The following is a 21,471-nucleotide window of genomic DNA, read 5'->3' on the forward strand; positions in this document are numbered from 1 at the left end:
CTATCCAGATATCACTTTTTTGCCTGCTCTTGCCAATATATTTGAGACAAGTATCGATGTGCTGGTTGGTATGGATGTTATTCGTGCGGAGGAAACTCGTTATAACATCCACAAAACGGCCAGCTCATATCAGCTCGCTGGCGACTATTGTGCAGCAGAAAAAATTTACCGTGATGCGCTGCTCATTTATCCGAATAAACCCGGTATGATTCTTGGATTGGCAGGCGTATTGGCCTTACAAGGTAATTCAGAGGAAGCGGTCGAATTGATAGAGAGGGGACTTCCACTTTCTATCAACGAAAAACAAAAAGCAACGGCTCGCGCAGTTCTCTGCTTTTTGTATCTGAAGTGCGGAAAGGTGAAAAAAGCCAATGACCTTGCTGAGACATTGCCTCACACCAGAGAGAGCCGTGAAGTGATACAGCCACTGATTGCAAAAGGCCTTGACCAAGATGAAATAAATAAAAGCATTAAAAATATTTTAATTGGTCATTGAAAAATATGCCATCTATTTTTATATCGATTTGTTTTGATTAATATAATCAGTAAACAACGAACACCGGGAAAAAGTTCCGCTTCTTTTCCTCCGGTTTTCCATTTTATGCCGAAAAAGTAAAAAATCCGAACCTGTATGGTTCGGATTTTTTGATATTTGGTGCGGATAACAGGACTTGAACCTGCACATCGAAGATACTAGATCCTAAGTCTAGCGCGTCTGCCAATTCCGCCATATCCGCATATAACTATAAAATTTTCAGACTGTTTTTAATTATAACATAGACGGGAGGAATTGTCAATAAATTCAGTCAAAATGTCGGCGATAGTCTATAGGTAATGAAAATCAATTGAAAATATTTTATGAACTATAAAATTAAGCCTTGACTTTGAGTGCACTCAAGGTATTATACTTGCTACAGAAAGGCAGGGGAGCTGAAAATGAGCACCGAAAAACAAAAAATACTGGTGGCGTATTTTTCCCATAGGGGAGAGAACTACTTTAATGGAAAACTCGTGAACCTTACTGTAGGTAATACTGAGCTTGCTGCAAAATTGATCGCAGAGGAAACCCATGGAGATTTGTTTGAGATAAAAACAGTTAAAAAGTATCCTTTCGTCTATCAAGAATGTACGATTGAGGCTCAGAATGAACTTAGAGTGGGCTCTAGACCTGCGCTTGCGGAAGGCGTCGATATCAGCGGTTACGATATGATTTTTCTTGGGTTTCCAAATTGGTGGGGAACTATGCCTATGCCAGTTTGGACCTTTTTAGAGGCCTATGATTTTTCCAGTAAAATCATTTTTCCCTTCTGTACCCACGAGGGCAGCGGAATGGGTAAAAGCGAGCGCGATTTGAAAGAAATATGTCCCATGACTAAGGTCTTAAAAGGACTTCCTATTCGCGGCACAGAGGTGAAGGATGCGGAACGGACGATCAAAGCTTGGCTAAAAAATAATTTGGAGGGATTGTAATGGAGTTTGTCAAGTTAGGGAGCTCGGACATCCAGGTCTCCCGCCTCTGCGTAGGCTGCATGAGTTTCGGCGACCCGGCCAGCAAAATGCACGACTGGACGCTGAATCCGCGGGAAAGTGAAGCCATCATCAAACATGCCCTTGATCTTGGGCTTAATTTTTTCGATACCGCCAATACCTACTCCGCGGGGACCAGCGAGGAATACCTGGGGCGGGCCATCAAAAACAACGTCGCGAGGGATCAGGTGGTTTTGGCCTCCAAGGTTTACTTCAACGACGGACATCTCTCAAAAAAGGCCATTTTGCGGGAAATTGACGGTACGTTGAAACGGCTGGGTACCGACTATCTCGATCTGTATATTATCCACCGCTTCGATTACGGTACGAGCGTGGAGGAGACGATGGAGGCGCTTCACAGTCTGGTAAAAGCGGGCAAGGTGCGGGCGCTGGGAGCATCCGCCATGTACGGCTACCAGTTTTACAACATGCAGCTTGCGGCGCGGGACAACGACTGGACGCCCTTTATTTCGATGCAGAATCACTACAATTTGTTGTATCGGGAGGACGAACGGGAGCTCATCCCTATCTGTCAGCAAATGAATGTGGCCTGCACTCCTTACAGCCCGTTGGCTTCAGGCAGACTTGCGCGCCTCCAATGGAAAGCGGACACGCTGCGCAGCAGGACTGATAAAGCTGCCGCTTCTAAATACGATGGCAGTCAGCAAACAGATTATGAAGTTGTCCTCCGCGTTCATGAGCTGGCGGAGCGGTACGGCGTTACCATGACCCAAATCGCCTTGGCGTGGCAGTTTGCCAAGGGGGTGGCCTCTCCCATCATCGGGACTACGAAGGCTAGGTATCTGGATGATGCGGTTAAAGCGCTTGACGTGAAACTGACAGAACAAGATGTTTCTTATTTGGAAGAGCTGTATCTTCCCCACAAGATCGTGGGGGCGCTGTGAGGGGGTAAGACACTGTGACCATTAAAGAAGTCAGCGAAAAGTATCAAATTACCCAGGACACCCTCCGTTACTACGAGCGGGTGGGGATGATCCCGCCGGTGACCCGTACTCCCGGAGGAATGCGGGACTATCAACAGACCGACCTGCAGTGGGTAGAGCTGGCAAAATGCATGCGGAGTGCCGGGCTGCCGGTGGAGGCTATGATCGAATACGTGCGGCTGTTTCAGCAAGGGGATGAGACCATTCAGGCCCGGCTCCAGCTTTTGGTGGAGCAGCGGGACAATCTGGTAGAGCAGCGCCGGCAGATCGATGAGACGCTTCAGCGGCTCAACTACAAAATTGCCCGGTATGAAATCGCGGCGGAGACAGGTAAACTCACTTGGGACAAGTAAAATTTTTCGATACAAAGGAGAGAATCAACGTATGTTAGGTAATTTCAGTTATTCCAATCCCACAAAACTCTATTTTGGAGAGAACGCTTTGGAACATTTAGGCGCAGAGCTCACTCACTATGGGAAAAATGTGCTTTTGGTGTATGGGGGAGGTTCCATCAAGAAAAACGGCATCTATGACCAGGTGGTCTCAATCCTCAAATCCTGTGACAAGGAGATTATTGAGGATCCGGGTGTCATGCCCAATCCCACCGCGGAAAAGCTCTACCAAGGCTGTCAAAGAGCGAGAGAAGGCAAGGTGGATTTGATCCTTGCTGTGGGCGGCGGCTCCGTCTGCGACTACGCGAAGGCGGTTTCCGTTTCTACTTATTGCGAGGAGGACCCTTGGGACAAATACTATCTCCGCATGGAGGACGTGGACAACAAAATCATCCCGGTGGGCTGTGTGCTGACCATGGTGGGCACCGGCTCGGAGATGAACGGAGGCTCGGTCATCACAAACCATGAGCAAAAGCTCAAGATCGGCCATGTATTCGGCGACAATGTGTTTCCGAAGTTTTCCATCCTCAATCCCACCTATACTTTTACGCTGCCCAGATACCAGATGATTGCGGGATTTTTCGATATTATGTCCCACATCCTGGAGCAGTATTTTTCCGGGGAGGATGACAACACCTCCGATTACATTATGGAAGGTTTGCTTAAATCCCTGATCCACAGCACTAAAATCGCCGTCGAGAACCCGACGGATTACGAGGCTCGCAGCAATATCATGTGGATCGCCACCTGGGCCCTCAACACCCTGGTGGCCAAGGGAAAATCCACCGACTGGATGGTGCACATGATCGGGCAGTCTGTCGGCGCTTATACCGACGCCACCCACGGCATGACCCTGTCGGCAATCTCTATTCCTTATTACCGCTTTATTATGCCTTATGGACTTCAAAAGTTCAAACGGTACGCTGTGAACGTCTGGGACGTTTCTCCGGACGGCAAAACCGACGAACAAATTGCTGGTGAGGGTTTGACGCGGATGGAACGCTATATGCGGGAAATCGGGCTTGTGATGAATATCAAAGAACTGGGCGTCACCGAAGAGATGCTGGACGGCATCGCCCGCGGCTCCTTCATCATGGACGGGGGTTATAAAGTGCTTTCCAACGACGACATTCTGACTATTTTAAAAGACAGCATGGGGGAATGAATATGGAAAAAGTAACAGCTGGAAGGGATGAGATGGACGGTTTTGCCCCGAAATTCGCTGAGCTGAACGACGACGTGCTGTTCGGTCAAATCTGGTCGAGAGAGGAAGCTCTTTCCGCCCGAGACCGGAGCATCGTTACCGTGACAGCGCTGATGGCCAGCGGCGTGTTGGACAGTTCGCTCAGATTCCACATCCAAAACGCCAAGCGCTACGGCGTCACCAAAGAGGAGATGGCGGAGATTCTCACCCACGCCTCCTTTTACGCCGGGTGGCCCAAAGGGTGGGCGGCTCTGCGGCTCGCCAAAGAAGTTTACGAAGAAAGTACAGAGGAATAGGCAATATGAAAAAACGTCTCCTGTTTTACACGGGAGACGTTTTTTCGTCAGAAAAGGCTCAATTGTTTTCCTTCGTACTGGAATTTTCGTTCCGTGACCGGGCTTTTCTGCAGCAGGGGTTCCGGGATGTCCGACAAAAATTCCGACGGTTCAGAAGGGGAGGAGAGAAGGTAGAGTTTTTCTTTGGCTCGGGTCATGCCGACATAGAATAGCCGGCGTTCCTCGGGGATATCGGCGGGATGGGCTGCCGATTCCAGAGGAAGGGTGCCTTTTTTTACTCCTGCCAGAAATACAACGGGAAATTCCAGGCCTTTGGAACCGTGGAGAGTCATCAGCCGCACAAAATCGGCCGTGTAGCTTTGCTGGGCGTTGCGGGACAGATCTCCTTCTTCTCCCAGCAGGAGGTTCGAGAGAAATGCCGCCATATTGGGGTGGAAGACCGCCATGTTCATAAACCGGCCGAGAGGCTCCTCGTCCGTCCATTCCATTTCCTCCGCCCAGTCCTCCAGGAGGGAGCGGGGCTTTTCTTTCTGCACGCGAGGAAGATATTTGCGGATGAGTTCCATCCACTTTTGGCAGTGGCCCACTTCTGCGTACTCTTCAAAGACAGCTTCTGCATCGGAGGAGGCTAGGTCGGAGATGGTGCGCTCCAGAAACAGAGATTCCAGACGGGCCGCCAAGTCCTCCGGGAAATGAAACGCCATACTGAGCGACGCGCGGAGAGCGGGAATGTCCCGCGGCTCTAAGAGAAAGCGGAAAAATGCCTCAGTTCCCCGGACCTTGGGGTCGGCGAGAAAATCGTCCCGTCCCATGACCACATAGGGAATGCTTTCTTTCCGCAGGCATTTTTCGATCATGTCCGCCTGCCGGTGGGTGCGGTAGAGCACGGCGATATCGGAGAAGCTGCGGGGCTGTTCGGCCTCGTGACCGGCGGAGAAGGCCTGGGAGTCCAGCATATCCACGCCTCCCACCATCCGGTTGATCTCTTTAGCGATGTAAATTCCCTCAGACAAGGGAGACTGTGCTGTCAGCAGCTGTACCGGATCACCGTTCTTGCGGTTGGGGTGAAGAATCCGCTCCTCACCCTCGTTTTGGGAGATGGCGGGGAGGGCGCAGCGAAGGATTTCTGGGGTGGAGCGGTAATTCTGGGTTAGGCGGATTTGTCTGAGGGCGGGCATATCTTTCGAGAGCCGCTGAAAGCATCGGGAGTCGGAGCCGCGGAATCCGTAGATGGACTGGTCCGGGTCGCCGATGACGAAGAGGCTTTGCCCCAGTGCGCTCCAGGCTTTTGTGAGGCGGTACTGAATGTCGCTCACGTCCTGAAACTCATCCACCAGCAGGTAGGAAAAGGTTTTTACGGCCTTTTTGCCGGTGTTTCCTTCCTCCCATTGGAGGAGGACCTGCAAAAGCAAATCGTCAAAGTCCAAAACGCCCATGCTTCGCAGACGGGAATCGTAGGCCTCGGCGGCTTCTCCAGAGAGCAAATCGCTCTGTTTGCCGCATTTGAGTTTTGATACTTCGCTCAAAAACTGCTTGGGGGAGATTTTCAGTTCCAGGGTGCGAATGACCTGAGCGGCCGTGTCCAGCGCCTCATATTCGCCGATGAGGGTGACGTTTTTGTCCTGTTTTTCCAGCAGGTGCAGGCAGATAGAGTGAAATGTGCCGATGGTCATGGCGTTGACAGTTCGTTTATTCTGAAAATAGTCCAAGAGGCGTTCTTTCATTTCACCCGCCGCCTTGTTGGTAAAGGTGACCGCCGTGATTGCAGACGGTTCCACGCCCTTTTCCTCCACGAGATAGGCGATGCGGGCTACCAAGGTTTTCGTTTTTCCAGTGCCGGGGCCGGCGATGACCGCCACTGTCGGCTCATCTGTGGCGGCGGCCTCCAATTGGTGCTCGTTGAGGCCGCTGAGGGCGCTTTTCTTTTCTTCTGGCTTAGGTACCGCGATCTCTTCGGCGATCTCCGCTTCGGGCGCTTTCTTTTTGAGGGCCTTCTGCTTCGGGACGGCTTTCCTTTTTGCAGGTGCGCCGAAGAGGCTGATCTGACCGCTTAAAGCGTCGATTTCCGTTTTGTCCAAAAGGCCGATTTTACCGTATTCTCCGTCGTAGCCGGGGGTGCGTTCTACCTTGCCCTCCCTCAGACGCTTGATGCCCTCTTCGACGCAGGGGCCTGCGGCGTGACGGATGTCCTCTAGCGGCGCCTCACACAGGATGTAAAATTCAGGACCCAGTTTTTCCAGCAGGGCTTCATACTGGGCGGCGACTTTTTTGCCCGCCGCTGAAAGGCCGGTGGAGGCTCCGATCACCTCGGGCAGGGGAACCAGGCTCTCGAAAGGGCGCCCGCCGGGCAGGACAAAGCCTTCCTCCCGGTCGGCCAGCTGTTCCACCCGATGTTCCACACCGATGGTGATTTTTTTGCCGCAGACGGGGCATTTGCCGCCGTATTCCTCGGTTTCGACGGGTTTGAGGCAGACGCCGCAGTTACGGTGCCCGTCGTAATGGTATTTTCCCTCCTCCGGGAAAAACTCAATGGTGCCCAGAAGTCCTTTGGGGTTCGCCCCCTGCAAAGCGTCCGCCATACCTTGGTAGCTCAAATCAATGTCCAGCAAATTCGCCTCCCGGCCCAGTTTTTGCGGAGAGTGAGCGTCGGAGTTAGAGACGAGGGCGAACCGGTCGAGAGCCGAAATGCGCCAGTTCATAGGCGGGTCGGAGGAAAGCCCGGTTTCCAGCGCGTGGATATGGGGCGTCAGGTCCTCAAAGCACTCCTCGATGGTGTCGAAGCCGGAAAACGCACCAAATAGAGAGAAATGAGGTGTCCAGATATGGGCGGGGATGAACACCGCCTCGGGGCAGGTCTCCAGGGTGATTTCTAAAAGATCCCGGCTGTCCAATCCCAAAATCGGCCGTCCGTCGGAGTGGATATTGCCGATGGCTTCCAGCTTGTGGGAGAGAAGTTCCGCCGCCTCCAGGCTGGGCAGTAAAATCACGTTGTGGACCTTGCGGACCCGGCCGTTTTTCTTATAGATGGAGCTGATTTCCCCTGAAAGGACAAATCGGGGCGCGTCGCCGCCGAAGGCCGTCGCACCCTCCGCGAGAAACTCGTCCTTCAGGCGGTACAGGCCGTCCTCTGCGGGAACGAGCTTGTCCTTCAGTTCCTGCCGCCAGACGGGATGGGTAAAATCCCCTGTCCCCAGAAGGCCGATGCCCTTTTTCCTCGCCCACAGGTCGAGAAACTCAGGAACGCCGTCTTTGCTGGTGGCTCGCGAGTATTTGGAGTGAATGTGCAGATCTGCAATAATATTCATAACATTCCCGACCTTTCCGTTTTATCGTCTCTAATAGCAAAATAGGCCGCCGCTTTTCGGGCTGGGCCTATCTATTATCTTAACATATTTTGCAGCATCCGGGTGACTTCCTGGGTATCCCGGGTAATTTGTACCTTCATTTCTTCTACTGAGGAAAATTTTTGTTCTGGGCGGATGAAATGGATGAGGGACAAGGGAACTCGTTTACCGTATAAATCACCCTCGTAGCCCACCACGTAGGTTTCCGCCGCCGGGATATTATTTGCGCCGACGGTGGGTTTGACGCCTACGTTGGTCACGCCTATATACTGTTTTCCATCGATTTGTGCCAGGGCGGCATAAACGCCGAACCGGGGGAGAATATTTCCCTCCGGATAAGGCTGGTTGATGGTTGGGAAGCCCAGGCAGCGGCCCAGCCTGCGACCCTCCGACACCGGGAAATCGATGGTGTAGGGATGTCCCAGCATCTTTTGAGCCCATTCCATTTTTCCCTCGTGAATACATTCTCGGATACGGGTGGAACTGATGGGAATGCCGTCTTCCGTCAAAGCGGGAACCACCTCACAGTGGATGGCATGAGAGGCGCAAAAAGTTTTGAGCATCTCAGTGTCTCCCTCGGCGTTTTGGCCGAACCGGTAGTCGTATCCGCAGAAAACCGCTTTGGCGCCAAGTGCGCCCCATAGAATCTCCCTCAGAAAACGGGAAGCAGGTAAGTTTTTGATAGATGAAAAGGGCGGATGGATAAAAAGTTTCGCACCAAAACTCTCTAAAAGCTCAATTTTGAGAGTGGGGGAGAGAAGGGTTTTGAAATCCGGCTTAGAGATAAGGGCAGGGTTGTCATAATCGAAAGAAAATACCGCCGGCGTGAGGCTCTCGTCATAGGAGACCGCTTTGGAAATGACCTGCTGATGGCCCCGGTGAAGGCCGTCGAATAAGCCAAGCGCCACCGAAGTATTCTGACGGAGAGAGGGAATCTGATCGTATATGCGCAAAGCCGTTTACTTCCTTTCGATAAAAAATTTTCGGAGGACGAGCTCCATCGTGTCTCCGCAGCAGTCGGCCAACCCCAGGAACTTATTTTCAGAGTCATAGACCCGGCAGGTATCTGCGTTCTTTGGATGGATGACCCGGTTGAGATCCAGGCGGACACCGTTTAAAAATTTACCTGACTGAACGGCATTCAGCCGAATCACGGGATAGCTTTCAAAGACCTTGTCCACAGGCAGGAGACGTTCTGTAAAGCGCTCTGTACGGAGAAGCTCCTCCACCTCATCAAAGGTCAGGCAGTCTTGAAGCGTAAATCCTGCGGCCTCTGTACGGGTGAGAGCGGTCATGACGCCGCCTGTGCCCAGTTTTTCTCCCAAATCGTGAATGAGTGTGCGGATATATGTACCTTTTGAGCAGCCGATGTCCAGTGTGCCTGTCTGGCTTTCTTCATCGAAGGAAAGGAGCTCAAACCGGAAAATATGGATGGGGCGGGGTTGGCGCTCTATCTCGATACCCTTCCGGGCCAGGTCATATAGCCGCTGTCCATTAATCTGGATGGCGGAAAACATGGGAGGGGTCTGCTCAATGTCGCCGCGGAAGCGGGGCAGCAGGGCAAGGATGTCGTCCTTTGCTACATGGCTTTCCCGCCGGGAAAGCTCTTCGCCCCAAATGTCCTGGGTGTTTGTGGTCATCCCCAGCTGGAAAGCGGCAGTATATCGCTTATTCTGATTAGGGAGAATATCACATGCCTTGGTGGCAGCGCCAAAAAAGACAGGAAGCACACCAGTCGCCATAGGGTCCAAAGTACCGGCGTGACCCAACTTTTTAATTTTGGTCATACCGCGGAGTTTTTTTACTACGTCGAAGGAAGTGAAATCCTGAGGTTTATCAATACATAAAATTCCATTTACATTGGAAGGGAGGGCCATGGGAAACTCCGTTCTGCCGCCGCACACGGCAATTATAATAGAAAAGTGCACCTGTAGGCGCGGTCTATTACAGGGCGGGGATTTTTTATTTAGTGAGAGAGCGCCTCTTGTAAAGCGGATAAAATTTGTTTTCGAACTTCCGAAAGAGTGCCGTAGATGGTGCAGCCTGCCGCCCGGGCGTGGCCGCCTCCTCCGAAAAGGGCACAGAACTTGGACGCGTCCAACAACTCGGAACTGCGAATGGACAGTTTGTATTCGTTTTGAGCACGCTCTTTAATGGTGACTCCCACCTGTACGCCTTCGATTTTGCGGGGAATGCCGGAAATACCGTCCAGCTCCGCCTCGGAAACGCCGGTTTCCTGAAGCATTTTGAGCGTGACACAGATGATGGCGATACGATTTTGGGCGTGAAACTCCAGTGTGTTGAGAACCTGTCGTTCCAATTCCATCATTCCCAGGGTTTTAGATTCGAAAAGCTGCTTGTTGATTTTCTGGAACCGGCAGCCACTTTCGATGAGTGTGGCTGCAATTCGATGGGTGTCGGGGATGACGTTTGCAAATTTAAAGCACCCGGTATCAGTTGCGATGCCGGTATAAAGACAATCTGCGATCTGCTGAGTGATGGAGACATTCATATCTGACAGCAGATGGTAAATGATCTCGCAAGTGGCGGCAGCTCCCGCGTCTAAAAGGGTTTCCTGAGCGAACATAGAGTTGGAAGGGTGGTGGTCGATGGCCAAATCCACTCCGCCGCGGTAGGGGGAAAGCGTATCTCCGAATAGCTGCTCATCAGCGATATCCACCGAGACGACAAAACGGGGAGGAAAATCGGAAAAGGTTTCTGTTCCCCTCAAGTATTCCATTTTAGCTGGGATAGGGTCGCTGCAAAGCACCCGAGAGCGTTTTCCCATCTGCTTTAAAGCAAAATGAAGCCCGTAGCCGCTTCCCAGGGTGTCTCCGTCAGGGTTGCGGTGGCAGAGGATGAGGATATCGTCCTGCTCTATAAGCCGTGCCGCCGTTTCCTTCCGATTAATTCTCATAAAAATCCGCTGTCCTTTCTCGATGCCGCTCAAGCTGCGGCGATTCAGATGCTGTCGTTTCTATTCATCCGAGTCGTGATGGTCCAGATGTTCTAAAATGTCATTGATTTTGGCGCTGTAAGCGATGGAGTTGTCAGCGATAAAATGAAGTTCAGGGCATTTGCGCAGGTGAAGGCGGTTGGAGAGCTCACGCTTGAGAAATCCGCTGGCAGATTGAAGGCCTTTGATGGATTCCTTGGTGGCTGCTTCACCCTCCAGCGCGCTAACGTTTACTTTGCAGTGAGACAGGTCGCTGGACACCTCGCATCGGACGATGCTGAGCATCTTGGAAACCCTCGGGTCTTTGAGCTCCCGGATGAGGGCGCTCATTTCCCGTTTAATATCCTCGGACAGGCGTCCTACTTTATAGTTTGGCATATGGATGATACCGATCCTGCAAACAGGTCCTTTCTTTTTCACTTAAGATTCCCAAAACGGGCCAAAGGCGCAGGAAAGCTGCGCCTTTGGCCCGGCGGATGTGCGGAAATAAACTTTCCGCCGCAACCTTTGTGTCTTTTGCTGGGAATATAACTATTCTTTCCGCAACTAGTCGCGGTATTCCTCGATGATGAAAGACTCGAAAATGTCCCCTTCCTTGATATCGTTGAACTTGTCGAGGCCGATTCCGCACTCATAGCCCTGAGCTACTTCCTTAGCGTCGTTTTTAAAACGTTTCAGCGAATCGATTTTGTCCTCGGCAATGACGATACCGTCGCGAACTACTCGAATCAGTGCATCGCGGGCCACTTTGCCGTCGAGAACATAACAACCAGCCACGGTACCGACGTTTGTAATTTTGTAAACCAAGCGGACTTCTGCTCTTCCCAGTTCCACTTCGCGGGTTTTGGGGGCGAGCATGCCCTTCATGGCGTCTTTCACGTCGTCAATGGCATCATAGATGATGCGGTACATTCTAAGCTCTACATCTTCCTGGGCGGCGTCCTCTTTGGCGACGGGGTCGGGACGGACGTTAAAGCCGATGATAATGGCGTTGGAGGCGTTTGCCAGCATTACATCGGAGCGGTTAATTGCACCAACGCCGGTGTGAATGACGCGAACGCGCACTTCCTCGTTGGAAAGCTTCTCAAGAGACTGCTTGACAGCTTCGGCGCTACCCTGAACGTCCGCTTTGACGACGATGGGAAGCTCTTTCATTTCTCCTTCAGCAATCTGGCTGAACAGGTTATCCAAAGTTATTTTCTGATAGGATTTGAATTGTTGTTCCTTTTGCTCCTGACGGCGCTGCTCCACAAGTTCGCGGGCGAGTCGCTCGTCTTCAACGGCGTTGAAAGTATCTCCTGCTGCCGGAACCTCTGCCATACCGGTGATTTCCACAGGGATAGAGGGGCCGGCCTCGGTGACGACCTGACCCCGGTCGTTGATCATTTGACGGACACGACCGACAGATGTGCCAGCGATCAGTACGTCTCCGGTGTGAAGAGTTCCATTTTGAACCAGCAGGGTAGCCACAGGGCCGCGGCCTTTATCGAGGCGGGCTTCGACCACAGTACCTTTAGCCAGGCGTTTGGGATTGGCTTTCAGTTCCTGCACGTCGGCTACAACCGTAATCATTTCCAGCAGATTGTCAATACCCATACCAGTTGCGGCGGAAACGGGGACGCAGATGACATCGCCGCCCCAATCCTCGGGAACCAGCTCATACTCGGTCAATTCCTGCATGACTTTATCAGGGTTGGCGGTGGGTTTATCCATTTTGTTGATAGCGACTATGATGGAAACGCCGGCCGCTTTGGCGTGGTTGATAGCTTCGACGGTCTGAGGCATGATGCCGTCGTCGGCGGCGACGACCAATACGGCGATGTCGGTAACAGCGGCACCGCGGGCGCGCATCGAGGTGAAAGCTTCATGGCCGGGAGTGTCCAGGAAGGTGACATAGCGGTCGCCCACTTTGGCACGATAGGCGCCGATATGCTGGGTGATTCCGCCCGCTTCGGTCGAAGTGACATTGGCATTGCGGATCCGGTCCAGCAGAGAGGTTTTACCGTGGTCAACGTGGCCCATAACTACAACAACAGGGCTTCTTTCCTGCAAATCGGCGGTATCGTCGTCTTCATCGTTAATGAGCTTTTCTTCAATGGTGACGATGACTTCTTTTTCGATTTTTGCGTTGTATTCCATGGCTACCAGGGAGGCAGTGTCAAAGTCGATGACTTCGTGCTGTGCCGCCATAACCCCCAGCATCATTAGTTTTTTGATGACGTCGGTGACAGTGACTTTCAGGCGGGAAGCAAGCTCCGAGACGGTGATTTCGTCAGGGATAAGGACTTTAAGCTGCTGCTTTCTGGCGCGCTCCAAGGCGAGGCGCTGGAGCTTTTCTGCCTCAGTCTCCCGTTTGGTGGAGAATTTTGCCTTGTTTTTCATCTGGGACTTCTGCTTTAACTTCTGTTTTTTCTGCTGATTGTCCTTGATGCGGCCCTGAGGAGCGATCTGCTCATAATGTTCGTTGTATTTGTCCAGGTTTACGTCCACTGTCCGGGTGTCCACATGGCGGACGGTACGCTCCTTCTCCACCGGCTCGTTGCTGGTGACAGCGGGGCCTGCGGGACGGTTCTGGCCCAAAAAGGCGTTCTGTTTTTGGGGCTGAGGTTTCTGTTCGGTACGTGGTTTCGGCTTGGGGGCATCGAACTGCGGCTTCCGGTCAAAGCGGCCATTTTTATTGGGATCAAATTTTGGCGCTTCCTTAGCAACAGGGCGGGGATTCTGGGAAGCGGCGGGTTTTGCGGTCGCTGTTGCCGGCATTGGTTTCTTTTCCGGGGCGGGAGCTGCTTTGGGAGCCTGTTTTTCTGGGGCTTTTGCGGCGGGCTTCTCCTTCGCAGCCGTTTTGGCTGGAGTTGCTTTTTCCGCAGGAGCTTTGGAGACTGTTTTTTCAGCCTTAGGTTCTGGTTTTTTCTCCTCTTTAGGTTTTTCCATCCGGGAATTGAAGTAGGCATTAAAATCCTTTACTTCATTTTTCTGGGTATAGTATTCGAAGATGACGTTTAATTCCTCTTCACTCAGGGCAGTAGTGGCCTTTTTGGGTTCGCCGCCAAAGTATTTTGCAACCAGCTCGATAATTTCTTTATTGGTCACACTTAAGTCTTTGGCAACGTCGGTTACTTTGTATTTTATCGTCATATATTGGGTTCCTCCGTTTCGTTGTGGATAAGCATCAGTTTATCGGCAAATCCCTGATCTGCCATTCCGATGACGCCGGTTTTTTTTCCGATCGTCCCGGCGACTTCCTCCATAGTTTTGTCTAGAGGCAGATGGGGGAGATTATGCTTGCCGGCAAGGTAAGCGACTTCCTTCACGGTTTTCGCCGACAGGTCGGAAGCGGTAAGCAGCAACCTGACACTGCCGTTTTGCACTCCTTCTTTGACGGTGTCGAATCCGTAAAGGAGTTTTTTGGCCCGCATGGAGAGGGACAATGTTGCATAAAAGCGGTCATTCATGCTTTTGCATCTCCTGTTCCATCAGGTCGTAGACCTCGTCGGGTATCTTGCAGCTAAAACTGCGCTCGATCCGGCGGGATTTTCTCGCCTTTTTCAGGCATTCGAGAGAAGGGCAGACATAGGCGCCGCGTCCCGCCTTCTTGCCGGTAAGGTCCAGCGAAATTTCGCCCTCCTTGGATTTTACAACCCGTGTAAGCTCCCGCTTGTCTTTCATTTCGCCGCAGCCTGCACACATACGCAGTGGGACACGTTTCATCCTAGAGATCATTCCTTTCTTGGGAGTTGTATTTTGTGAGGCGAGCAGCGCCCCGCAAGGTACAAAACCAAAAGTTTGAAAGACTTTTCCTTCAAACTTTTCCCTCCCTTTTACTCGGTTATTTCTTCCGCTTCCAATGAAACGGGTTCTTCAGGTAAATCAGTGAACAGGGGGTCTTCTTCGTCTGCTTCGCTTTCAGAGCGGATATCGATTTTGTAGCCGGTCAGTTTGGCTGCCAGTTTTGCGTTCTGGCCCCGGTTTCCAATGGCCAAGGACAGCTGGTTGTCAGGAACGATAACTCTGCAGATTTTTTCCTGAGGGTCCAGGATGCTCACTGAAATGACGGTAGCAGGGGAAAGAGCTTCCTTAATAAACTCCGCTTCGTCTTCGTGCCATTTGACAATGTCGATCTTTTCCCCTTTCAGCTCATCGACGATTGCTGAAATTCGGCTTCCCTTGGGACCAATGCAGGCACCGATGGGGTCCACGTCGGTGTTTTTGCTCCAGACTGCGATTTTGGTGCGGGAACCCGCCTCACGGGAGATCGCTTTCACTTCAATGATGCCGTCAAAAATTTCAGGAACTTCCAGTTCAAACAGGCGCTTTACCAAATCTTTATGCGTCCGAGAAATTTTTAATGAACAGCGTTTTTCCAGGTTTACAACATCGACAACGTAAACTTTGATTCGGTCGCCTTCCCGCAGATTGTCATCCGGCAGCTGCTCGTTTTTGAAGAGAAGAATTTCATTTTTGTCAATTTCCACTGTGGCGTTACCAGTAGCAGGTTCCACTTTTTGTACAGTGGCGGTGACGACTTCATAGACCTTGTTCTGGAATTGCTCCAGCATCTGGGAACGTTCCGCCTCACGGATTCCCTGCCGGATGACATGCTTAGCGGTCTGAGCGGCGATACGGCCGAACTGCTTGGGATCCAGCTTGATTTCCACCGGCATGCCCACCTTGGCCCGCTTGCTGTATTTGAGGGCTTCATCCAGTGTAATCTCGGTTTCCGGCTCTTCGACCTCGTCCACCACATTTTTGACGATGGATACGCCGAATTTCCGGGTATCAGGGTCGATGACAACATTGACGTTTTCAGTGACCTGGTAGTCTCGCTTGACAGCGATGACAATAGCATTTTTTATTTTTTCGATGAGGTAATCCGCTTCGATGCCTTTTTCGGTCTCCAAAAGCTCCAGCGCGTCAAAAAACTCGTTATTCATTTTCTATTTTCCTCCAAAATCAATTTCTAAATACTGCCGCACAAACCGGAGCTCTGAAAGCTTCCACTCGTGTTCCTGACCATCGGGGTCGACGGCAACAATGCTTTTGCCCTTATATTCTTTCAGCGTGCATACTGGCTCTTTGCTGCCGTTAAGGGCAGTGAAAAGGCCGACAGTCACAGGCTTTCCAACATTCTGTTCAAAGTGAAAATCCCGTGTCAGGTCCCGTTCTAAGCCGGCAGACCACACTTCTAAGTAATAGCTTACATCAATGGGGTCCACCTCGTCCAGAATGGGGTCGATTCGGCGGGAAACCGCTTCGCAGGAATCAATATCCACGCCACCCTCTTTGTCGATGACAATGCGCAGAAAATAGCTGGCACCTTCCTTGTCGAACCGGACATCCCACAGCTTTAGCCCCAGCTCATCGGTGATGGGTTTTGCCAAGTTCCAGACCGTTTCAATGATCTGACTTTTATTCACAGAGTGCTCACACCTTTCAAACGTGACGTTAGGCTAAAATTTCGCCCAACATAAACGAAAGACCGGGATGACTCCCAGCCTTTCTATCATACTTATATTATTAACTGTAAATAGTATATCACGATTGATTCAAAAAATCAAGGAATTTTATGACAAATTTATGTTGTTTTAGAGTAGTATTTTTAGAAAGAAGGCCTTTGTTTCCGTCCGAATCGGCCCAATATGGGACGTCGAACCCGAACTACAACTTTTTTTGACTGTTGGCATCCTTCACAAATAGAGGGGTACTTGGACTCTATCACCTGGTTTTCCGTTAAATTGGCATGCTCTATTTTATTAAAACAGTCCAAACAGTACTCCGCCACAACATTCACCTCTTTTGCTAATCTTTCCAATGGTTTACATGATCCAATGCAAAGGTAATACATTGATTGAGCAATTCATTTCTGCTGATTCCAATGTCGCTGGCGAGGTAGTCTACTTTATTGAGCAAATCCATATCGATCCGCATAGAAATCACGTCCTTTTCGACTTTTTGTGGTTTTTTCGGAACAAAATTTGCCATGTCGCAAACCTCCCAGAGATGATCCAATTACGGCGAAAACCGCAGAAATAAGTCATTTTTACCATATGAACTGATGTAGTTATTATATTATAAAATATCCTGTAATAATATATTTGAGATTATATTTCAACTTGTATATGATATTTGAATACGAAAATAACATACAAATTCTTACACTAGACCTTAATTTTCTATAGTATACTGCAATAGAGCAGGAATTTTTTGTCGAAACATGCGTTTAAGATGACGAATACTGTCGAAATCATCAAATTATTCAGAAAATAGCGAAAGTATGACAAAACCCCCTTTCTGCCGCAATGCTCAAACGGCAGAAAGAGGGTCTTGCCAACTCTATGCTTAAAAGGTAGGAAAACGCTTGGTGAAGGGAAGAAACGCTATGCCGCTTCTTTGGTGTCCAGCCGTTTTTGCAGCAGAACCGAAACAATGATGATAAGGCCTTTGACCGCTCCCACCAGGAAGGGGGGGACTCCCATCAAGGTCATCATATTGTTGATGATGCCGATGGTCAAGGTGCCAAACACTGTGCCGACGATGCGGCCGCGGCCACCGGACATGCTGGTACCGCCAATGACCACGGCAGCGATAGCGTCCATTTCATAGGAGGAGCCGGAGTTTGCTGAATTGATGCTCCCCAACCGGGAAGCCTCAACCAAGGAAGCTAGGGCGACGAGAATTCCCGAAACCATAAAGGCGATGATTTTAACGGTGCGGATGTTGATGCCGGAGAGTTTTGTCGCTTTTTCGTTGCTGCCCACGGCGTAGATATGGCGACCGGCTGAAGTATGGCTCGTGAAGAGAGAAACAGCCACGCTCAAAATCAGCCAAATGATAATCGGCAGGGGAATGACGCCAAAAAGGTTGTAGTTAGCGATATTTGTAAAGGCTTTTGCTCTGTCGCCGGCAGCGACTAAGCCTGCGCCTTTAAAAAGCTGCTGCGCGACCGACCGATAGATGGTCATGGTGCCCAGAGTCACGATGAAGGCGGGAATATTGAACCGAGCCACCAGGAAGCCGGTGCAGGAACCCAAAATCACGCCAACGATGACGGCGGTGAGGATGGTCAGCAGGATGCTCTGGGTGGCGTTGAACACTGTCAGGGCGATGAGGCCGGTAATAGCAAGCTGAGAACCCACCGAAAGATCGATGCCGCCCACAATGATGACAAGCGTCATGCCCAAGGACACGATGCCGATGATGGAATTATTGCGCAGAACGCCAATCAGGTTGCTGGGCTTTAAAAAGGTCTGCCCACGAAAGATTGCCGCCAAAATAAACAGCACGATGAAGGCGATAATAGCGGTGTTGTTGCTGATAAATTTCTTCCAATCGAATTTAGACGGCGCTTTGACCGCTTCCATTTTATTGCTCATAATTGATTCCTCCGTCTCCAACCCTGGAAGGGGAGAGCCCTTTCCCTGTATTTTGTCTGTTAGGCTGTTTGCGTTTCATCGGAAAGCGTTCCGCCGGTTGCAAGTACCATGATTTTTTCCTCAGTGGCTTCGGAACGGCTCAGTTCCCTGCGGATTTCGCCCTCACACATGACGTAGATTCGGTCGCAGACCCGTAGGATCTCCTGAGCCTCGCTGGAGAGGACGACAACGCTGACACCCTGCTTTGAAAGCTCCATGAGGATGCTGTAGATTTCCAATTTCGCGCCTACGTCGACGCCCTGGGTGGGGTTGTCGAGAATGATGATCTGGGGCAGGGAGCCCAAGGCCTTAGCGAGAACCGCTTTCTGCTGATTGCCGCCAGACAGGCTCAGAATAGAGTTATTGATGTCACTGACCTTGATATTCAGTGCATTGACGTAATACTCGTTGGACTGTCGCTCTTTTTTCCGGCTGATGAACAGAAAATTCCGGAGCTTTTCGAGGATGGGGAGGGACATGTTGTGGGAGACTGAAAGGTCTTTGACGATGCCGTTTTCCTTTCGGTTCCGGGGAACGTAAGAGATTCCCAAACGGTGGGCTTTTCGTGTGGAATGGATTTTGACTTCTTTTCCATTTAATAGGATCTTTCCGCCGTATTTTGGATTGCAGCCGAAGATAGTTGCAAACAGCTCGCTTCGCCCGTCGCCCAAAAGTCCGGTAACTCCTAAAATTTCGCCTTTATGTAAAGTCAGATTGATGTCATGAAATTCGTTTTCTCTGCTGAGATTTTTAGTCTCCAGCAGGACGCCGCCCAATTCCCTCTGGACGTAAAGGTCGTCGTAAGAGAGCTCCTTGCCGACCATGTGTTTTGCAAGGTCGTTTTCAGAAATTTTCTCTTGGCCGCTGTTGTCGATTGATCCGCTGGCCACCACGCGGCCGTCCCGCATGACGGTATATGCGTCACAGATTTCGATTACTTCGTTTAGTTTGTGAGAGATGAAGATGAAACTGACGCCCTTTTCCTTTAAAGAGCGCATAATGGTGAAGATGTGTTCGATTTCCACATCGGTCAAAGACGCGGTGGGTTCGTCCATGATGATGACCCGTGCGTTTTTCATCAAAGCCCGTGCAATTTCCACCACTTGCTTATAGGAGGCGTTCAAATCCCGGACCATGGTGTGAGGGCTTAAGTTTACCTGCATCAAGCTGAGAATTTCCGCAGCTTTTTTTGCCATTTCCTTCCGGCCGACAACGATGCCGTGTTTGATCTCACAGCCGAGGAAAAGGTTTTCATAGATATTCATGTCGTTGACAAGGGTGAGTTCCTGATGGATGAAGGCGATTCCCTGTTCCGCCGCCATATGGGGGGAGGTGATGGTGATTTCTTCGCCGTGGATGAAAACTCTTCCGCCGTCCCGCGGGAGCACTCCGCCTAAAATGTTCATCAAGGTGGTCTTTCCCGTGCCGTTTTCCCCCAGAAGCGCATGGATCGACCCTTTTTTCAGCGTAAAATCTACTCCGTGGAGCACCTGGTTGCGGTCAAAGGACTTCTCAATGCCCTTCATCTCGACAACCGGGGTTACGTCTTTTAGCAGGTTTGTCTGCTCTGTCACAGGAATCAACTCCTTTTTACGGATTTCCGATCGGCGGAAAAGTTCCCCCGCCCCGGCGGGCGGGGGACTTCGCCGCTCAGCAGGGGTGCCCCTGCTTTCATTTTAGTACGGGGAATTTGCGTCGAGAACGGTGCTCACGTTGTCCTTGGTGACGATGGTCGGAGGAATGATGTTATCTTTAGCGACATCATTGCCGTCCACGATGTCCTTTGCCGCTTGAATAGCGTCTTTGATCATGCTGGGGCTGTAAGTAGCGGTGAAGAGTTCGATGCCTTCGGCCTCGTCGATCTTCTGGAAGTAGGTCTGGCTTCCGCCCGCGCCGGACAGGTATTTAATGTCTGTGCGGCCGGCGTCGTTGATAGCTTGGAGGATGCCGAGAGAAGACTCGTCATCGATGGAGAAGATGGCATCCAGCTTTTCGTTTGCAACCAAAACGTCGGTGGCGGTTTTCAGGCCGGACTGCTGAGTGAAGTCATCCGCGGTAAAGTCGACCAATTTAATGTTGGGATAGGATTTCGCCATTTCGGCTTTGAAGGCATCGACGCGCTCGGTGCTGACGGAGCCGGAACTGGGGACATTGAGGACTGCAATGGTGCCCTCACCGCCCAATTTTTCGCCCATGAGCTTGGCGCTCTCAGTGCCGATGCCGGGATTGTCGCCGGCCAGGTAGGCGGTATAATCTCCGGTCACTTTACGGTCGAAGACAACGAGTGGGATGTTGGCATCCATAATTTTCTGCGCAGCTACTGATACTTCGTCAGTGTGAGGCAGCAAAACAATTGCGGAAGCGCCCAAATCGATCATCTCTTCAATTTGGTTAGCCTGGTCATTGACGTTGGCAGAAGTGACCAGTTTGTAGCCGGTGCCTTCCTCTAAACCCATTTCTTTGCATTTTTGTTCTGCAAAGTAAGCGATACCGGCCATCCAACCGTGTTCGGCAGCAGGAACAACGATTGCAATGGGGCCATCAGGATTTGCAGTGGTGTTGTTGCCTTCAGGGGCGCTTGCGCTGCTCTGGGAATCAGAGGGGCTCGCATCAGAAGAAGAACCGCCGTTGTCGCCGCAGGATGTCAGAGACATGGTCACCATGACCGCGGCAAGCATTGCACATAAAACCTTTTTCATAATAATCCTCCTAAAAGAAATATTAGCCTGAAATGGATCTGACGATGAAGAGAATGGTTCTCTTTTCAGAAAGCGGAACAGAATTTTGAAAACCACTGGGGGATGGTTCTGACTGTGGGCAACAATAGCAGAACGGAACCGGTTCTCAATAGCATCAGAATCCATAACATACGAAAATGAAGCCGTTTGAAAATGAAAGAGCCTGCTTATACCTATAATATATCGGACAATGGATGAAAAAAGCACTACTTTATATAAGGAAGAGAATGTTTGTTGGCATAAAGGTAATGGTTATCAGCAATCGTTTTTGATTTTTCTTAATTTTTCTATTTCCATATGAAAAAACAATTTTAAAATGTAAAATAGAAACAGCACCCTTCAAATTTCAATTAATTGCGCAAATTTTTCTGCATCTCTATATCTATTTTGCACCAAAACAGATAGAATGTCAATATTTTTTGTGTGATTTGCGGTAAGAATTTTAAAAACTGCCAATCCTTCAAAATTGTTTTTAATAGATAGATGGCAAAAAAGCCCATGGCAACGGACTTTTTTGTATTTTTACATTTTTACATGAAAAAAATCTATACAATTTTCATAAAAGTTGTTGACATTGGAGTTTTTTAGTGGTAATGTATAGGTGAAAAGAAAATTACGTAAAATTTACTAAACTGAATTCAAGTGAATTTTTCCTCAAATT

Annotated in this window: 20 protein-coding genes and 1 tRNA gene; 6 read left to right on the forward strand and 15 right to left on the reverse strand. The window is 50.4% G+C overall.

Translation table 11 applies throughout. From position 1 onward, the window contains the following. Positions 1-19: 19 nt before the first annotated feature. Positions 20-496: a tetratricopeptide repeat protein gene (locus H8710_RS03925; RefSeq protein ID WP_249294087.1), complete on the forward strand. Its 477-nt coding sequence runs from the start codon at positions 20-22 to the stop codon at positions 494-496. A 157-nt stretch (positions 497-653) separates the two neighbouring features. Here the strand turns inward: H8710_RS03925 and H8710_RS03930 are convergent. Beyond that, positions 654-737 (reverse strand) — tRNA-Leu (locus tag H8710_RS03930). Positions 738-936: 199 nt separating this feature from the next. Here H8710_RS03930 and H8710_RS03935 point away from each other — a divergent pair. Genes H8710_RS03935 through H8710_RS03955 form a run of 5 tightly spaced genes read left to right on the forward strand, consistent with a single transcriptional unit; the run spans position 937 to position 4,363 of the window. Next, entirely contained in the window at positions 937-1,470 is a 534-nt protein-coding gene (locus H8710_RS03935; protein WP_249294088.1) for a flavodoxin, read from the forward strand. Next, complete coding sequence (locus H8710_RS03940) at positions 1,470-2,432, forward strand: aldo/keto reductase (protein WP_249294089.1); 963 nt, start codon at positions 1,470-1,472, stop codon at positions 2,430-2,432. Before H8710_RS03935 ends, H8710_RS03940 begins: the two co-directional genes overlap by 1 nt. A 14-nt stretch (positions 2,433-2,446) precedes the next feature. After that, positions 2,447-2,824 carry a MerR family transcriptional regulator gene (locus tag H8710_RS03945; protein ID WP_249294090.1) on the forward strand — a complete coding sequence of 126 codons (378 nt, stop codon included), beginning with the start codon at positions 2,447-2,449 and terminating at the stop codon, positions 2,822-2,824. Between the two features lie 31 nt (positions 2,825-2,855). After that, a complete protein-coding gene (locus tag H8710_RS03950) occupies positions 2,856-4,028 on the forward strand; it encodes an iron-containing alcohol dehydrogenase (protein ID WP_249294091.1) in 1,173 nt (390 codons plus the stop codon). Positions 4,029-4,030: 2 nt separating this feature from the next. Beyond that, positions 4,031-4,363, forward strand: a complete 333-nt coding sequence (locus H8710_RS03955; RefSeq protein ID WP_249294092.1) for a carboxymuconolactone decarboxylase family protein — start codon at positions 4,031-4,033, stop codon at positions 4,361-4,363. Between the two features lie 47 nt (positions 4,364-4,410). Here H8710_RS03955 and H8710_RS03960 read toward each other — a convergent pair whose 3' ends face one another. The 14 genes from H8710_RS03960 to H8710_RS04025 form a co-directional block, all read right to left on the reverse strand. Then, positions 4,411-7,668, reverse strand: a complete 3,258-nt coding sequence (locus H8710_RS03960) for a UvrD-helicase domain-containing protein (RefSeq protein ID WP_249294093.1) — start codon at positions 7,666-7,668, stop codon at positions 4,411-4,413. 74 nt (positions 7,669-7,742) lie between these two features. Next, positions 7,743-8,660 (reverse strand): bifunctional riboflavin kinase/FAD synthetase, encoded by a 918-nt coding sequence (locus H8710_RS03965; RefSeq protein ID WP_249294094.1) that lies wholly within the window; start codon positions 8,658-8,660, stop codon positions 7,743-7,745. A gap of 6 nt (positions 8,661-8,666) precedes the next feature. After that, entirely contained in the window at positions 8,667-9,584 is a 918-nt protein-coding gene (gene truB / locus H8710_RS03970) for a tRNA pseudouridine(55) synthase TruB (protein ID WP_249294095.1), read from the reverse strand. Positions 9,585-9,673: 89 nt separating this feature from the next. Beyond that, entirely contained in the window at positions 9,674-10,624 is a 951-nt protein-coding gene (locus tag H8710_RS03975) for a DHH family phosphoesterase (protein ID WP_249294096.1), read from the reverse strand. A gap of 60 nt (positions 10,625-10,684) precedes the next feature. Next, positions 10,685-11,041: a 30S ribosome-binding factor RbfA gene (gene rbfA / locus H8710_RS03980; protein WP_249294098.1), complete on the reverse strand. Its 357-nt coding sequence runs from the start codon at positions 11,039-11,041 to the stop codon at positions 10,685-10,687. A 168-nt stretch (positions 11,042-11,209) separates the two neighbouring features. After that, positions 11,210-13,798 (reverse strand): translation initiation factor IF-2, encoded by a 2,589-nt coding sequence (gene infB, locus H8710_RS03985; protein ID WP_249294100.1) that lies wholly within the window; start codon positions 13,796-13,798, stop codon positions 11,210-11,212. After that, on the reverse strand, positions 13,795-14,115 hold the full coding sequence (locus H8710_RS03990; protein WP_249294102.1) for a L7Ae/L30e/S12e/Gadd45 family ribosomal protein: 321 nt from the start codon (positions 14,113-14,115) through the stop codon (positions 13,795-13,797). Before H8710_RS03990 ends, infB begins: the two co-directional genes overlap by 4 nt. Beyond that, positions 14,108-14,371, reverse strand: a complete 264-nt coding sequence (gene rnpM / locus H8710_RS03995; protein ID WP_249294104.1) for an RNase P modulator RnpM — start codon at positions 14,369-14,371, stop codon at positions 14,108-14,110. Before rnpM ends, H8710_RS03990 begins: the two co-directional genes overlap by 8 nt. A 110-nt stretch (positions 14,372-14,481) precedes the next feature. Continuing rightward, entirely contained in the window at positions 14,482-15,594 is a 1,113-nt protein-coding gene (nusA, locus tag H8710_RS04000; protein WP_249294106.1) for a transcription termination factor NusA, read from the reverse strand. Positions 15,595-15,597: 3 nt separating this feature from the next. Next, complete coding sequence (locus tag H8710_RS04005) at positions 15,598-16,077, reverse strand: ribosome maturation factor RimP (RefSeq protein ID WP_249294108.1); 480 nt, start codon at positions 16,075-16,077, stop codon at positions 15,598-15,600. A gap of 382 nt (positions 16,078-16,459) precedes the next feature. Further along, positions 16,460-16,642: a CopG family transcriptional regulator gene (locus H8710_RS04010; protein WP_249294109.1), complete on the reverse strand. Its 183-nt coding sequence runs from the start codon at positions 16,640-16,642 to the stop codon at positions 16,460-16,462. 395 nt (positions 16,643-17,037) lie between these two features. Beyond that, positions 17,038-18,033 carry an ABC transporter permease gene (locus H8710_RS04015; RefSeq protein WP_249294110.1) on the reverse strand — a complete coding sequence of 332 codons (996 nt, stop codon included), beginning with the start codon at positions 18,031-18,033 and terminating at the stop codon, positions 17,038-17,040. 59 nt (positions 18,034-18,092) lie between these two features. After that, the gene (locus H8710_RS04020; RefSeq protein WP_249294112.1) at positions 18,093-19,646 is read right to left on the reverse strand and encodes a sugar ABC transporter ATP-binding protein; all 1,554 of its coding nucleotides are present in this window, start codon (positions 19,644-19,646) and stop codon (positions 18,093-18,095) included. Positions 19,647-19,748: 102 nt separating this feature from the next. Then, positions 19,749-20,771, reverse strand: a complete 1,023-nt coding sequence (locus H8710_RS04025; protein WP_249294114.1) for an ABC transporter substrate-binding protein — start codon at positions 20,769-20,771, stop codon at positions 19,749-19,751. Positions 20,772-21,471 lie beyond the last annotated feature (700 nt).

Origin of the sequence: Fumia xinanensis (genome assembly GCF_014384905.1) — a bacterium.
GTDB classification, from domain to species: domain Bacteria; phylum Bacillota; class Clostridia; order Oscillospirales; family Ruminococcaceae; genus Fumia; species Fumia xinanensis.